The sequence below is a fragment of the [Muricauda] lutisoli (nom. illeg.) genome (assembly GCF_017313105.1).
Taxonomy (GTDB): Bacteria; Bacteroidota; Bacteroidia; order Flavobacteriales; family Flavobacteriaceae; genus Flagellimonas; species Flagellimonas lutisoli.
In genome coordinates this window covers 832,890-847,802 of record NZ_JAFLND010000001.1, presented here as the reverse complement: position 1 = coordinate 847,802, position 14,913 = coordinate 832,890, and the positions used below count along the sequence as shown (strand labels likewise).

The 14,913-nt window shown below is 41.3% G+C and carries 15 protein-coding genes; 4 read left to right on the top strand and 11 right to left on the bottom strand.

Annotated elements, in window-relative coordinates; genetic code table 11:
• Window positions 1-519: 519 nt before the first annotated feature.
• On the top strand, window positions 520-1,296 hold the full coding sequence (locus tag J0X13_RS04025; RefSeq protein ID WP_207070163.1) for a hypothetical protein: 777 nt from the start codon (window positions 520-522) through the stop codon (window positions 1,294-1,296).
• Window positions 1,297-1,699: 403 nt separating this feature from the next.
• Here J0X13_RS04025 and J0X13_RS04020 read toward each other — a convergent pair whose 3' ends face one another.
• On the bottom strand, window positions 1,700-3,133 hold the full coding sequence (locus J0X13_RS04020) for an MltF family protein (protein WP_207070162.1): 1,434 nt from the start codon (window positions 3,131-3,133) through the stop codon (window positions 1,700-1,702).
• 544 nt (window positions 3,134-3,677) lie between these two features.
• Here J0X13_RS04020 and J0X13_RS04015 point away from each other — a divergent pair.
• From J0X13_RS04015 to J0X13_RS04005, 3 genes are all read left to right on the top strand, one after another.
• Window positions 3,678-4,757: a helix-turn-helix domain-containing protein gene (locus J0X13_RS04015; protein WP_207070161.1), complete on the top strand. Its 1,080-nt coding sequence runs from the start codon at window positions 3,678-3,680 to the stop codon at window positions 4,755-4,757.
• Window positions 4,758-4,844: 87 nt separating this feature from the next.
• Entirely contained in the window at window positions 4,845-5,969 is a 1,125-nt protein-coding gene (locus J0X13_RS04010) for a DUF4932 domain-containing protein (protein ID WP_207070160.1), read from the top strand.
• A 64-nt stretch (window positions 5,970-6,033) separates the two neighbouring features.
• On the top strand, window positions 6,034-6,381 hold the full coding sequence (locus J0X13_RS04005) for a winged helix-turn-helix domain-containing protein (RefSeq protein WP_207070159.1): 348 nt from the start codon (window positions 6,034-6,036) through the stop codon (window positions 6,379-6,381).
• Here J0X13_RS04005 and J0X13_RS04000 read toward each other — a convergent pair.
• From J0X13_RS04000 to J0X13_RS03955, 10 genes are read right to left on the bottom strand one after another with little or no spacing between them, the layout of a single operon-like run.
• The gene (locus tag J0X13_RS04000) at window positions 6,378-7,133 is read right to left on the bottom strand and encodes a sulfite exporter TauE/SafE family protein (protein ID WP_207070158.1); all 756 of its coding nucleotides are present in this window, start codon (window positions 7,131-7,133) and stop codon (window positions 6,378-6,380) included. The genes J0X13_RS04005 and J0X13_RS04000 overlap by 4 nt on opposite strands.
• A 3-nt stretch (window positions 7,134-7,136) precedes the next feature.
• The gene (locus J0X13_RS03995) at window positions 7,137-8,303 is read right to left on the bottom strand and encodes a molybdopterin molybdotransferase MoeA (protein WP_207070157.1); all 1,167 of its coding nucleotides are present in this window, start codon (window positions 8,301-8,303) and stop codon (window positions 7,137-7,139) included.
• A complete protein-coding gene (gene moaA / locus J0X13_RS03990; RefSeq protein WP_207070156.1) occupies window positions 8,303-9,295 on the bottom strand; it encodes a GTP 3',8-cyclase MoaA in 993 nt (330 codons plus the stop codon). The genes J0X13_RS03995 and moaA overlap by 1 nt, the downstream gene beginning before the upstream one ends.
• Window positions 9,288-10,184, bottom strand: a complete 897-nt coding sequence (gene moaCB, locus J0X13_RS03985) for a bifunctional molybdenum cofactor biosynthesis protein MoaC/MoaB (protein WP_207070155.1) — start codon at window positions 10,182-10,184, stop codon at window positions 9,288-9,290. The genes moaA and moaCB overlap by 8 nt, the downstream gene beginning before the upstream one ends.
• Window positions 10,185-10,628 carry a molybdenum cofactor biosynthesis protein MoaE gene (locus J0X13_RS03980; protein ID WP_207070154.1) on the bottom strand — a complete coding sequence of 148 codons (444 nt, stop codon included), beginning with the start codon at window positions 10,626-10,628 and terminating at the stop codon, window positions 10,185-10,187.
• Entirely contained in the window at window positions 10,621-11,634 is a 1,014-nt protein-coding gene (locus tag J0X13_RS03975; RefSeq protein WP_207070153.1) for a HesA/MoeB/ThiF family protein, read from the bottom strand. The genes J0X13_RS03980 and J0X13_RS03975 overlap by 8 nt, the downstream gene beginning before the upstream one ends.
• Window positions 11,631-11,867 carry a MoaD/ThiS family protein gene (locus tag J0X13_RS03970; protein WP_207070152.1) on the bottom strand — a complete coding sequence of 79 codons (237 nt, stop codon included), beginning with the start codon at window positions 11,865-11,867 and terminating at the stop codon, window positions 11,631-11,633. Before J0X13_RS03970 ends, J0X13_RS03975 begins: the two co-directional genes overlap by 4 nt.
• Window positions 11,864-12,469: a nucleotidyltransferase family protein gene (locus J0X13_RS03965; RefSeq protein WP_207070151.1), complete on the bottom strand. Its 606-nt coding sequence runs from the start codon at window positions 12,467-12,469 to the stop codon at window positions 11,864-11,866. The genes J0X13_RS03970 and J0X13_RS03965 overlap by 4 nt, the downstream gene beginning before the upstream one ends.
• Entirely contained in the window at window positions 12,466-13,620 is a 1,155-nt protein-coding gene (locus J0X13_RS03960) for an XdhC family protein (protein WP_207070150.1), read from the bottom strand. The genes J0X13_RS03965 and J0X13_RS03960 overlap by 4 nt, the downstream gene beginning before the upstream one ends.
• Window positions 13,617-14,771: a cysteine desulfurase family protein gene (locus J0X13_RS03955; RefSeq protein ID WP_207070149.1), complete on the bottom strand. Its 1,155-nt coding sequence runs from the start codon at window positions 14,769-14,771 to the stop codon at window positions 13,617-13,619. The genes J0X13_RS03960 and J0X13_RS03955 overlap by 4 nt, the downstream gene beginning before the upstream one ends.
• Between the last annotated feature and the right edge of the window lie 142 nt (window positions 14,772-14,913).

The following is a 14,913-nucleotide window of genomic DNA, read 5'->3' as shown; positions in this document are numbered from 1 at the left end:
ATTTGAAATTTTGTCCTTCTGAAGCTCTTTAATTTATTTTAAATCTTATTGTGGCCATTTGGTATCCTATAGGTGTACAATCGTTAAATTATTGTTAAAAAGGTGTCCCTTTCGGTGTCAGTACAAATTACCCACCCTTCATAACCCCTAAAAACAGTGGTTTTTTCAATTTAAAGAAGACCCTCTTCCTCCGCTTAATTACGTGAAAAGCCCCTTTTTTAGGGGCTTTTGTTTTTTGGGTGCCAGTCTACTTGACAGAACTTCCAATTTTATACTGATTCAGATTTACAAATCGTTTAGTTGACTCTGTTTTTCAACCATTAATGCTATTGACATTTATCAAATGCGTTATTGAAATTACGAAGCCGCTTAGAATTTAACTCCCCCTTCTTTCTCTTCATACTCCGTCAAAAAAATCACATCTCTCGTGCCAACTATTACATTATCAATAATTTTTTTTCATTCCGGTAGGGTTTATTCAGAACAAGTTGTTTATAGGTAAACCCCAAATTATTTAACATGAAAAATTTTAATGTATCTACACAAAAATCCTTAGCCTTTGTATTATTGCTTTCTTTTATGGGACTTTTCAGTTGTTCCAAGGATGAAATACCCGAAAACACAGGTAAGCTGAGTGTAAGTGCTAAAACCACCTTTACAAATGCTTCCGGAAAGTCTGCTACTTCCAAAACGGTCAACAGTGATGTTGTTGTCACTGATTTTCGAATGAACCTTAAGGAATTTGAATTGGAGCTTGACCTAGAAGATTCAGGTGATGACCTACAAGATTCCGATGATGATCTATGGGATGACGATGGCTATTACGATTTCGAGGATGAAATTGAACTGGCCGGGCCTTTTGAACTAGACCTCATGGCGGGTCAAATCAGTTTTATCAACGTGACCATGCCCATGGGAAATTTTGAGGAATTGGAGTTCAAGTTTGATGAAAGTACAGATGCCACCAGTGATCTTTTTGGCAAATCGGTACTGATCCAGGGTACCGTTCAGGACACTCCATTTATATTTTGGCACAATTTTGAGGATGAGGTCGAAGTGGATTTTGAAGATCCGACCTTCGATATCGCTATTTCCTCGACCCCCGGGGGCATTGTTATAGATTTTGATCTGAGTATGATATTTGACGCTACCACAGGCGTGGACCTATCACAGGCTACCGATGGAAATGGAGATGGCACCATTGAAATCAGTCCATCGGACCCCGACGGAAACAACGAATTGGCACAAAGCATCCGAAACGCCATTAAGGCGCACATAGATCTGTTGGACGATTAATTGTGCAACAACAAATATTTAATCCATTAAAAGGACCCGTATTTACTCAGTTGAACTGGCCTTAGTTGCCTCTGCGACTAGCCAGTTGCAGTAAGTACGATGATTCTTGTATTGCAGACTTTGGAGTTGATGTGCAGGACCTTGATCAAAACATCAGGAATTTACCTCCAAGGTCTTAAATACAAATGAAGATAGAGGGCCGGTAATTACCGGCCCTCTTATCAACTAACTTCACATTTTCACGTTTGCTTTGTTCGGTTGAAAGTTTTTGTAAATCGATACTTCATGATACATCAAAAACAAACTCCTAATCAACTTTAATCTCGGTTTTCAATTCGATTCTTCGGCGTGGTTATACTCCGTTTCTTCCAAAAAAACAAATTGAAAAATTATGGTCATTCGGCTACTCCTTAATAACATTCACATAATGCTCATACCTTTCAAAAATTTGGTTCACATAATTATAGGGTTCAATTCCATTCACATAGCCATAGTTAATTGAAGGGTGATTATAGTTTTTGGGATAAGAAAGCTCCAAAAGCATTTCATTGACACTCCCATCCCAAACATTTGGGTCTAATTTATTCAATGTCGCAAGTTTTCGAGCATCTTTAATGTGGTAGTAACCGCTGTTATAAGCACCCATCGTAAATTTTATGCGCTGAACGGTATCCGTAATCTCCTGAAAGTTTTCGTAAATACTTTTTAAGTATTTAGACCCTGCATTTATATTGTCTACCGGATCCAAGCTGTTTTCCACACCTAATTCCTCAGCTGTGTTTGGCATAAGTTGCATTAGACCTTCTGCTCCTGTCCAAGAGTTGGCTTCTTGATCGAACCGCGATTCTTGATATACCAATGAAGCCAAAAGTCTCCAATCCCATCCCAGTTTTTTGGCATTCTTTTTAATTATACTATCATACTTACTTACTTGATGGTTGGTAAGGCTATAAAATTCACTTTTTATACGACGATTAAAGTTTCGTTTGTTTTTAAAGTATTTATTATAAATCACATAATAGTCGTTTTTTTTCTTCTCGCTTTCAATCCATTTATTGATCTTGGCCAAAAATTCCTTGGAGTTTTTATTTACCGCCCAGGCTATTCGCTGAGAAAAACTAACGGGTACCGACACATCTAAAATTGGAAAGTAGGATGCATTGATTTGAGCCAGATTTTTATCGGCCAAGGTGTATTTAATTTCCTTATCCGCAACCATTTTTATAATCTCTGCTGTAGCTAATTTTCCTTTCAGGGTATCTATAACAATAGGTCCCCCAATTTCCTTGGAAAGATTTTGCAAACGGTCGAAGTATGAAGAGCTAAACCTGACCGATACCGTGTCGTTTATTAACTGAACAGGGTCCTGCACCAATCTCTTTTTGATATTATCCAAGGTTAATTTTCTCCAGTTTGATGGCTTTCGCTGCACAAGCACTTGATTGGTCAGATATAGGTAATCTGTAAATGCAGCCTTTTTTTTGCGTTCGGTAGTTATGGCCAAACCATAAGCAACTATATCCACCGTGCCTTTGTTCAACTCTGATAGTAAGGAATTCAAGTCTTCTGAAACTGTGATTTCCAACTCAAGATCAAAATGTTCCGCGAGTCTTTCCAACAATTCATATTCGTAACCCATGGGCCTCCCTTTGTACAAGAAATAGCTTGTACTGCTGTAGGCAAGAAGCGCTCTTAATTTCCCATCTTCTTTTATATCCTCAAAATCCTTGCTTACATGATTTGAATTATCTACACTGGAATCAATTTCTTTGTTTTTGGTATTACAGGTTAGTAAAACCAAACTGCAAAGACTTAAAATTAAGGTTGTTCTTTTCATATTTCAGGATGACTGGACATTTAAACTTTAAAAGTTTCCTTTTGCATGCACGATCGGTTTATTATTTCCTTCTCAAATAAATCCATATGATTGATTTTCTGAGTGCTTAATATGAACCCATAAGTGCATTGTGGAAATGGTCTGTAAATGTCCAGTCTTTTTGGTTGATTCCTAAAAAATAAATAAAATGGCGGGTTTAATCAAGGTTAAAACTGTTTAAAGAACCGGCTCTAACTTTAAGTGGACATCATACATCGGCCTTAACTCGACTTTTTGAAGATGCTAAAAGTGCGAAATAACATTTTTATTTTTTTGTGAACAAGATTACAATACTGGGTATAAAAGGCCATTTGGGTATCCAATCTGATTTTAGTGATCGTACATATAACACTTTGTTCAATGTACAGATTGTGACAACCATTTGTTTGTCCTGTTGTCCACTAATGTATAAATTACCAGTAATTTCAAAAATCGGTAATCGTCCCAAATTCTGTATTTTGCCGTATTCTAAACAAAATTCAGTTGTTACCAAAAAAGTTCCGTATTGAAGAATTTTGAACAAATCGTTCTTTTATTGATTTCGGGTCAGGGGATTCTTTTAAGTCTTGCCCTATTGTCCACCATTTTAAAAAGAAGATGGTCAACCTTTTTTTTGGGGCTGATCATTCTAGTTTTTACGCTGGAAATTTTAAACGCTTGGGCAACGGGCATTGGTTACCATAGCACACCACATATGCTCCCTTTTTGGATTCTTGGGTCTTATTTGATATTACCGGCGGCACTTCTCTTTTTTGTGAGGGCCAATACGAAAGACTCCTTCCGGTTCCGAAGAAAAGATATCCTATATTTTGTTCCTGCCTGTGTTGAAATTGCGTTGGCCGGTTTTGTATTTTATTCCAACAGACTTTTAGGCACAGATTATCATTTGATCGAAAATCAACTCTGGTTTTTTCTGACGGAAATACTCCCTTTGATCGGAATGGTCGTGGTTCTAGCATATTTCGGCTTCGTTTTGTTACAATTGACGGCTCAATTCAAAAACTATCGTTCAAAGATGGGGTTACAGTCGCTCACCAAGCTCTACATCTTCTTTGCTGTATTCCTTTTTTTGACCTTGCTCTGGGCATTGCAATCCTTTTTCCAAATGGAAGTGTTCAATATTATAAAAACGCTTCTGCTGCTGTTCATCTTTGCCATGGGCTACCTCGGTTATTTTCAGCCCCGATTTTTTGATGTCCCCGAAATCATCAAGTTTCAAAAAAGAAAAAACAACTATCCAAACCTGGATGATTCAAGGGAGTTGGAACGATTAAGGTATTTGTTCGAAAAAGAAAAGGTTTTCCTGAAGCAAAAGCTGACCTTGGCGCAAGTCGCAGAGCAATTGGACCTTCCCGAAAGATATCTTTCAGAACTGATCAACACGCACCACAAAACAAGTTTTAGGCATTTTGTGAACCAGTTTAGAGTAAAGGAGGCCATTGAACGTATACAGAATCCACAGCAGAGCCATAAAAGCCTTCTGGGGATCGCCATGGATGTGGGCTTTAATTCCAAATCCACCTTTAACCAGTCCTTTAAGGCCCAAACCGGTAAAAACCCCTCGGACTACCTTAACAACAAATAGGTGCGGAAACATGTTTCCGGACGTCCGGAAACACCCAAAAAGGCGATAATGACCAAAAATCAATATTGCTTTGTCCAAAAAAACAAAATGAAACGAATTTCAATCCTATTTACATTCTTATTGCCAATTATAACAAGTGCCCAAATTGGTCCGACCAGGTCTTCCAAACTGGATATTGAACTGAAAAAGAACATAGAATTATTGGGAATCGGTTACTTCATCGGGTTTGAAGGTATCGATATTGAGAATAAAACCGTGGAGGTCGATGGCAAGACCATACCCAAAAAGGAATGGCATACTTATGGTTTTGAAATATACCAGCAATTTGAGCCCTATCAGAACAGTGATAATTTACTCAAGGCTTTCTCGGTGGCAGACCACTTGTGGCTCGACTACTTGACCGCATTTTTACTACAATTGGATGATGTGCCGAACGCGAAAATCAACGATTCATTGGATGTGGGGTACTACCTCAATTTTTCAAAGGATAAAAATCCAGAAGAAGCCTTAAAGAATGCACAGATATTTCTTGAGGGAATGAACGGTTTTGCCCAAGAGATTGATCTTGACTCCTACATGGAAAATGCCAAACCGTATTACGTACAGGCAAAAAAAGAGATTTTGACGACCTTATCCGATAACGGTTTTATCACCGCAATGGAGGAATTCTATAAAAACGAATTCGATTCCTACCGTTTGATACCAAGTTTGACCATACCAAAGGGAATGGGATTTGGAATAAAAAGTGACGATGTGATCTACAGTGTGTTCGGGGCCGTCGACTTTCAACACTTTGAGAATCCCGAAAACTTGGATATGGGCTTTGCCAATCTGGACAAACTTTCCGAACTCACCATCCATGAGTACGGTCACTCCTTTGTAAACCCCGTGGTTGCCGATCAACCAAACGAATTGTTCAATAAATCGGAGCACCTATTTACAGCAATAAAGTCAGTAATGGCCAATCAAGGCTACAATACCTGGAAGGCATGCCTTTACGAACATTTCGTTAGAGCAGGTGAAATCATCATTGCGGAAAAAATGGGAAATCTGGAACGTGCAGAGCGTCTCCGATACAATTATATTAACAAACGTAGTTTTAAGTACATCCCGGATATTTTGAACGCTTTGAAAAAATACGATCGGGGAGCATATGATAATTACAGTGAGGCCGTAAAAAAGGGCCTGTTGCTACTTGCCAAGAAGAAATGATGGCATACTATAAGGCAAAACTCCGTGCCGTCTTTTCAAAATTATATGCTTAAATTGAACTGTAATGGAAAGTAAAAAGGAATTACGGACAAGATGCTGGATCGATATCGACGGGAAAAAGTTTTTTGGCCCTGGACGTGCACAACTGTTGTTAATGATTGAGAAAAACGGTTCTTTATCCAAAGCTGCCAAGGAAATGGGGATGTCTTACCGGAAGGCATGGGCAATGGTTGAAGATATGAACCAACGCGGCCAAAAACCTTATGTGGAACTGCATAAAGGCGGTACCAAGGGAGGTGGGGCCGAATTAACGGAGACCGGTAAAAAAGTACTCAGCACCTTCCAAAAAATGAATGATAACATAAATGAAACCCTAGAGCAACATAAGGATGAAATATTGGGCTTGATCTAAATCTTAATTCCGAAACCGTGCAGCAAAATCAAACGTAATCCCACGTAAAGCACCAAAATACTGGTAAGCACACCCAAAAACTTAAGGTTGAACTTTTTATTGGACAAATAAGAACCAATACTTCCACCAATAACCACGGCAACCACTAATTGTAGCATCAATTCATTATTTAGTTTGAAAGTTCCCGCCACATTGAGCCCAATTAAACCCGAAATGGAATTCACCAAAATAAATACGGAGGCCAAAGAGGCCACCACTCTTGGGTTTGCCCATTTTAAAAGGTTAAGCACGGGTGATAGAAAAATACCACCACCTATCCCAGAAATACCTGAAAGCAAGCCGATACTGCCTCCCAACAGTAACTTTTTAGGGTTGGAAAATTGTTTGGAGTCCAGTTTTTTCTTTGCAAAGCGAAGCAGCATAAAAACCCCTGCCATCACTAAGGCACTTCCCAATACCAGAAAGAACACGGTTTGTGATAAGCGAATTTGAGCTCCTAAATAGGCAAACGGAATGCTCATCACCAAAAAGGGCCAGAACAATTTCATATCAAACACCCGGTTCCTGATAAATACAATGGTTCCAATGGTTACCACACAAATGTTCAAAATAAGTGCGGTGGAACGGATTTCGTAAAAATCGGTCAGGAAAAGGCTTAAGATTGCCAAATAACTGGACCCGCCCCCAAATCCGACCGAGCTATAAAACAATGCGATCAAAAAGAAGACTATGGGCAAATATTCAACGCTCATTCCTTAGGCTATTAATTTGCACTTCACCAAATCGCCCTCGTTCAATACTTCGCCTTCATTTACAAAGGCAAGTGCATTCCCCTTTGCCATAGATTGAATCATGGAAGAACCTTGGCCGTCCAAAACTTCCACTTTTCCATCAACAACAGCGGCTTTTAAAAACGATGGACGTCCAAAACGGTTTTCATATGCATGTTTTATGGGGAATTGATAGGTGGGCAGACCATAGTTCCCATACCCTGATAGTTTCTGAAGCAAGGGAAGTACATACACATAAAAACAGGTTAATGAAGATGCCGGGTTACCAGGGAGCGCAAACACAAACTGATTGTCCTTTCGACCAAAGTAGAGTGGTTTTCCAGGCTTTTGAAACACCTTGTAAAACAACTCATTGACCCCATTTTCTTCGAGGGACTGTTTTACAAAATCATAATCGCCTACCGATATTCCACCTGAGATGATCAACACATCGCAGGATTCCAATGCACTTTTAATACCCGCTTTTGTAGCCTCAAAATCATCCTTTATTTGTGTTTTTTGATGGTGCTGGAACCCGAATTGTTGGAGCGCTCCCGAAATTGCGTAGCTGTTGGATTCGTATATCTGTCCCACAGATTTGGGGTCGCCTGGTTTTACAAGTTCATTTCCTGTAGTGATAATGTTGATCAGTGGTTTGGAAAAAACTTCCAATTGCGACAATCCCAAACTGCCCATCAAAGCCAAGGAAGGTGGGTTTAGTATATGGCCTTTTTCAAATACTGCCTGCCCTTCGGTCAATTGCCCTCCTTTTCTTCGAATGTTCTGCCCAGCTTTGGGCATTTCATCAAGAAAAAGCGTGCTTTCTTTAACGGAGGTTTTCTCCTGCATCATCACGGCCATCGTGTTCTTGGGCACCTTTGCGCCTGTAAAAATTCGAACCGCTTCCCCATCTTTCAAAGAAACGTCTTTGGAATCGCCAGCGGCCACCTCCCCCACCAATCGGTATTCCTGATAAAGTCCGCAAAGGGCATAACCGTCCATCGCTGAATTGTCAAACTCTGGAACATCAAAGGGAGATACCGTATTTGTTGCAAGTGCATGACCAAGTGCCTCTTCAAGAGGTTTAGGTTCACTTTTTAAATTGATTTTTTGGTCTTTAATAATACGAAGTGCTTCTTCAATCGTAACCATTAGCCTCCTATTGAAATCATTGAACGGTTTTGCTCGTAATGGTCGGCGTCCATTTTCACGTCCATGCCATCACGGGAATGCTTTTTGGATTTTATGGCCTCCAAAATGGTGTTTTCAATTTGTTCTCCATTACGTAGCGGTGTCAACAAATCGGTTTCGGAAGTTGCGAACAAACAATTTTTCATTTTACCATCAGCGGTTAAACGAATACGGTTGCATTCATCACAAAACGGATTTGTAATCGTACTCACAATGCCAAAACTGCCCTTGTGGCCCTTCACCCTAAAATTGGTGGAGGTACTGTGTCGTGGATTTTGTAAGGTCTCGATTTCACCAAACTTGTCGCCAACGGTCTTTAAGATTTCTTCTTTGGATACTCCCTTGCTCCAGTCCCATTTATTGCCTTTAAAGGGCATAAACTCAATGAATTTGGGCGTTATCTTTTTATCCTTGGTCAATGCGATAAAATCATTGATTTCCTTATCGTTCACACCTTTTATCAGTACAATGTTGAGTTTAATGTCCATGTCCATATCCAAGGCCATGTTCAGGTTTCGCATAATACGCTCGTAATAATCACGCTTGGTAATGAACACGGATTTAGCTTTGTCCAGTGTATCCAGACTAAAATTGATCTTGCGCAGTCCAATTTTGTCAAAAAGGTCCAGGTATTTGTCGAGTACTATTCCGTTGGTGGTCAATTTTAGGGTTACGCCCAACTTGGCCAGCTCCTCGACCAAATAGCCGAAATTCTTACGAACCAAGGGCTCGCCACCCGTCAACCGCACAGTATCCACTCCCAAATCACGGAATCTCCTTGTCATTTCGATGATTTCTTCCAAGGTCATGATGCTCGGCTTTTCCATCAACTCAATACCTTCTTCGGGCATACAATAAAAGCACCGCAGGTTACATCGGTCTGTCAATGAAATCCTGAGATAGGTATGTGGCCTACCGAAATTGTCTATTATTTGTGGTTTTGTATCAATCATGTCTTTTTCCTTCTATCACTTTAAATGCATGGAGCACATGGGGGAAAATCGCATCCATTGATTCCGCTGCTCCTTTGGTGGACCCTGGCAGCGCCAAAATGAGTTTGCCGTCCTTAATGCCCGCGATGGAACGCGAAAACATCGCATACGGCATTCGATTTTGCCCGTAGCTTCGCATTTGTTCTTCTACTCCTTTTAGTTTAATGTCCAGTAATGGCTCTAAAGTCTGTGGGGTGACATCTCGTGGCCCCACACCCGTGCCTCCCGTAAAAATCACAAGGTTTGCGGAAGTGCTTTCCAGCTTTTTAGTGATTTCCTCAGCTTCATCGGGAATAATGCTTTTTTGGGATTTCACTCCCAAAGCCTTCAATTTCTCCATGATAGCCTCTCCTGCCCTGTCCTCCCCTTTTCCATTGGAAATGGTGTCGGAACAGACAATAACATCGGCAATCAGCCCTTCCGAACGGATTTTGTACGAAGATTTCCCTCCTTTTTTCGATTTAAGGCGAATGGTGCCGATTTCCACATTTTTGTCGATCGGCTTTAGCATATCGTACATGGTGAGGGCCACAACACTGGCCCCGTGCATTGCCTCCACCTCTACCCCTGTTTTGTAAATGGTCTTTACCGTCATTGAAATGATGATTTCCAAACCATTGATTTCATAATCGATTCCTGTATACTCAATGGGAAGTGGATGACAGTCGGGTAACAGGTCCGGTGTTTTCTTTACGCCCAACAAGCCTGCCGCCTTGGCCATCTCAAACACATTCCCTTTGGGGACCTCATTGTTTTGTATGGCATCAATAGTTGCCTGACCGCTCGTTTTTACGATGGCTTCCGCGGTGGCTTCGCGCAAGGTGGTTACTTTATGTGTAATATCTACCATTTACTTGTTTACTTTCCATTGATGGGTTTCGTCCTCAAAAATCTCTTTGCCGAATACGGGTACTTTCGCCTTTATTTCTTCCACAAAATAGTTGGTGGCCTCTATAGCTATCTTTCGATGTGCTGATGATGTGAATACAAACAAGCAGAGCTCCCCCACCTTCACTTTGCCCAAACTGTGATAAATATGGGCACAGGTAATGTCGAACTTGGCAAAAGTGGCCTCACGTATTTCGTGGAACACTTTTTCAGCCATTTCCTCATACGCTGTATAATCGATGGCTGTCACGGTTTTGCCTTCCACCTCGTCGGCCCTTATCTGTCCCAAAAAAATACTGTGTGCGCCAATATTTGTCTTGCTTTGGTGGTTGGCCACCGAGTTGGCTATTTTTTCGGGAGGAATCGCTCCTTGTACAAATACTTTTTTTGGTTTCTTCTTATCCATCAATTATTGTTTCTATACCGCCTTCCACATTTTTCAAGTTGTGGAAGCCAAATTCATTCTTAAGGATTTCTATGGCGTTTTTGCTTCGCTTTCCAGACTGGCAGAACACAAAAACTTCTTGATTGTTCGGTATCTCCTGGTGTCGTGATGTGAGATCGCCCAAAGGAATGCTCAGTACTTTTTTCCCTTTTGGTTTTGGCTGTTCGAACACTTCGCGTACATCGAGGTACCACTGTTCTTTATTTTTTAGATCGCAATCTATATAAACAGGGGCTATTCCCTCTTTTTTTATTTTTTCGACCTCCTCTGGACGCTTGTTTATTTTGATGGTCTGCTCGCTGGCCTGCATCATATTGATAAGCTTTAGCTTACCGGATAGCACTTTGCCCGCCCCTAGAATAATTTTCAGGACTTCTGCAGCCTGCAATGTTCCCAATATGCCCGGTAGCACACCTAAAACCCCGGTAGCTTCACAACTGATATTCTGCCGAGTGCTTTTCGGAAACACACAACGGTAGGTGGGCCCATCCTCATAATTGAAGACCGACAATTGTCCTTCATTTTTATAAATGGAGGCAAAAACCCAAGGTTTATCAGCAAGTATGCAAGCATCATTGATGAGGTATTTTGTCTCAAAATTATCCGTGCCATCCAATATAACGTCGTATTCCTGAATGATTTTCTGTGCATTTTCAATGGTCAAAGGCTCTTTGTACACCTCAAACTGCACATCACTGTTCTGTTTTTCCAACCTTTCCTTGGCAACAACGGCCTTTGATTTTCCCACATCCGATTCTTGAAACAAAACTTGCCTGTGCAGGTTGGACACATCGACCTTATCATGGTCCATCAAACCAATTTTGCCGACTCCGGTGCCCGACAAATACATAGCAGCAGGACAGCCCAATCCTCCAACACCGACAATCAATATCTTGGCATTGTGAAGCTTTTCTTGGCCTTCTGGGCCAACTTCTGTGAGTTTTATTTGTCGATTGTATCTGCTCATCCTCCAGCGAATGGTGGCAACAGGGCTACTTCGTCCCCATCGCTAATAGTTGTTTCATCGTCCAAATTTTGATTTACGGCTATCTGCACGGAGTCTTTGTCCGCTATGGCCAAGCCGTTCAGGCATTGTGCTTTTAGTTCGGAAGCCGTAAGTGCTCCCTTGAGTTCCAAAACCTCTTCCGACTTTTCGGCAGCTTCGGCCACCAAACCAAAATATTTAACGGTCACTTTCATAGATCCATTTGCTTTAGTTGCTGCACATCTTCTTCGGTATCCACATCAAAACCACCTTTTTTAAATGTTTCCGTACAATAATTAAAATCCTCCAAGCGAGTCAATTTCTTGGCGCCTTCGTCTCCTTCCAATTGCAACAACAATGGAAATGCCGCCTTACCAAAAATGGCTGGCACCCCAATATTACCCCCGTATTGGGAATACGTTGCTTTTGGGTTGTTGATCAATTGCGTGTGGACTAGCTTGATCAAATTAGCGCGCTCCAAAAAAGGTTGGTCGGATACCAAGAAGAGTACATGGTCCAACCCGGCTTCTTCTGCCAAAGCAGCTTGTAGTCCAACTTTGATACTGGATGCCATTCCTTGCTCCCAATCGGTATTAATGACCACTTTAAAGCCGTTTGAATCAATCTTATCCAAAATTTCTTCCCGCTTTGCGCCCAGCACCAAAATCTTGGTCTGGAACCCCAGCATATCCACTTTGTCAACTGTATGGTCCAAAAGCGTTTTTCCCCTGAATTCCAACAACTGCTTTGGTCGTCCCAAACGAGTGGAGCCTCCTGCTGCCAAAACAACTACTGCTATGTTTTCTTCTGCACTCACATGGATATTTTTTGAAATTGATTTTCTTTTATATCGTGAATCGGCTCGGTTTTCTGTTTTAACGGTCGAGCCCCTTTGTTGGTCAATACACTTTGGATTTCTGCCAAAATGGACAATCCGATTTCAGCGGGTGTCTCCGCCCCGATTTCCAATCCAACAGGTGCGTGAATCTTGGCCAAATCTTCTTTCGACACTTCGATGCCTTCATCCGCTAACTCGTTGAGCATACGGTCATATTTATTCAATGGTCCAAGTATTCCGATGTAGGGTGACTCAGAATTCCCTAGCAGTAGCTTGAGTACCGATAGATCATAGTTATAATTGTGGCTCATCAGCACAAAACAGGTTCGATTATCTAGGTTGATATTCTTGAGCGTTTCCTCTGGTTTGGCCACAATCACCTGGCAAGAGCCAACAAAACGTTCTTTGTTGGCATGGGTAGGTCGACCATCGGTCACGGTAACTTTCCAGCCCAACAATTCGGCCTGCTGCGCCAAGATTTGGGCATCGTTCCCTGCTCCTACCAAAACCAACTTGACAGGTGGTTGATGTATCTGAATAAAAACAAAATGGGTTTTCCATTCAGTTGATAGCTCTGCAAAGCAAGAAGCGCTTTCGTTGATGACCTCCCTACCTTTAAAAAGCAAAACTTTGTGCAAATCATCGGGGAGCTTTTTTCCAAAAACAGTCTGATTTTCATCCACAACCACACTGGTCCCAAGCTGTTGCTTGGTTTTATCCAGATTAAAAACAACGGAAATGGCCATGGGAACCTCCTGCTCGGCAACGATTTTCAAAAGTTCGCAGGGATTATTTACATCTCCATAAGCTATGGGTTCAAAAAGCACTTGAATTATTCCATTGCAGCCCAACTGAGCCCCGATTACCGCATCATCCTCATCGCTGGTGTCGTACGTTACCAATTTATTTTCTTGTCTGTCCAAGGCAAAAAGTGCTTTTCTGAGCGCATCGCCCTCCAAACATCCTCCACTGATAGCTCCCGTTATGTTTCCGTACTCATCCACCAACATTCGTGCGCCCGCTCTACGGTATGAGGAACCTTCAACGTGCACAACGGTGGCCAAAATACAGCGGATACTGCGTGATCTCAGCTCTTGATATTGCTCTATAATGACATCCAATTCCCTCATACGGTACTGGTTTTTAGTTGGTCGACTGCTTTTTTAATTTCCGTCACGGTTTTTTCAATGTCTTCCAAAGTGGTATATCGTCCGGTGCTGATCCGTAAACTGGCAAGGGCCACCTCATCTGTAATCCCCATTGCTTTTAATACATGGGATGGATTCACTTGATTGGCAGTACATGCAGAACCACGGGATAAAGCCAACCTGTTCAAATGGCGTAATAATTTAGTTCCATCCACACTTTTGAAGGAAACATTTGTGGTATTGGGCAAACGATTTTGATTTTGGCAATTGATGGTTGCTCCTTCCATGGTTGAAAGCCCTTGCTCCAAATGATTTTGCAAAACCTTAAAGTTTTGATGGTTTTCCTCCAAGCTTTGCTGGGCAATTTCACATGATTCTCCTAAGCCAACAATCCCGGGAACATTCAAGGTACCTGGTCGTACTCCTTTTTCTTGGTTTCCACCAAAAAGATGTTTATCGATAGAAATATGGTTCCTTTTATTTAAATAAAGTGCACCAACACCTTTGGGACCATATAGCTTGTGTGAAGAAAAAACAGCCATATCAATTCCTAAATGCCGTAAATCAACTGGAATTTTCCCCACGGCCTGTGTAATGTCCGACATAAAGGGAACATTTTTGGAATGTGCGATTTCGGTTAGCTTTTCTATAGGGTGTATAAGACCTGTCTCGTTATTGGCAAGCATCAAACACACCAATATGGTCGATGGCCTTATCGAATCCTCCAACTCATTCAAATCAATGTTTCCTTGCCCATTTATATCCAAATAAGTGACTTCAAAACCATCGGACTCCAACGCTTCCAATGTATCCAGGACCGCTTTGTGCTCTGTTTTACAAGAAACAATATGATTTCCCTTGCTCCTGTTCTTTTTACAAAATCCAAACAAGACTAGGTTAGCAGCTTCCGTTGCCCCCGAGGTAAAAGTTATTTCCACAGGTCTACAATTTACCAGCTTTGCTACCTGACTGCGCGCCGTTTCCACAGCATCATCAGCGTACCAACCAAAAGAATGGTCACTACTGGCGTTACCAAAATTTTCGGTAAAATATGGGAGCATAGCCTGTACCACCTTGGGGTCGACAGGAGTAGTTGCGTTATAATCCAGATATATTTTTTCTTTCAGTGACAAATCTATGTCGTTATGTATGGATGTGCATAACGCAATTTAAAAAGAATAACGGCGAATTCCATACATTTTTGAAACCATTGTGAAAAATTTAAAGGAAATCCTTGCTTTATCAATCATTAATCGTAATATTGCAATGAATAAA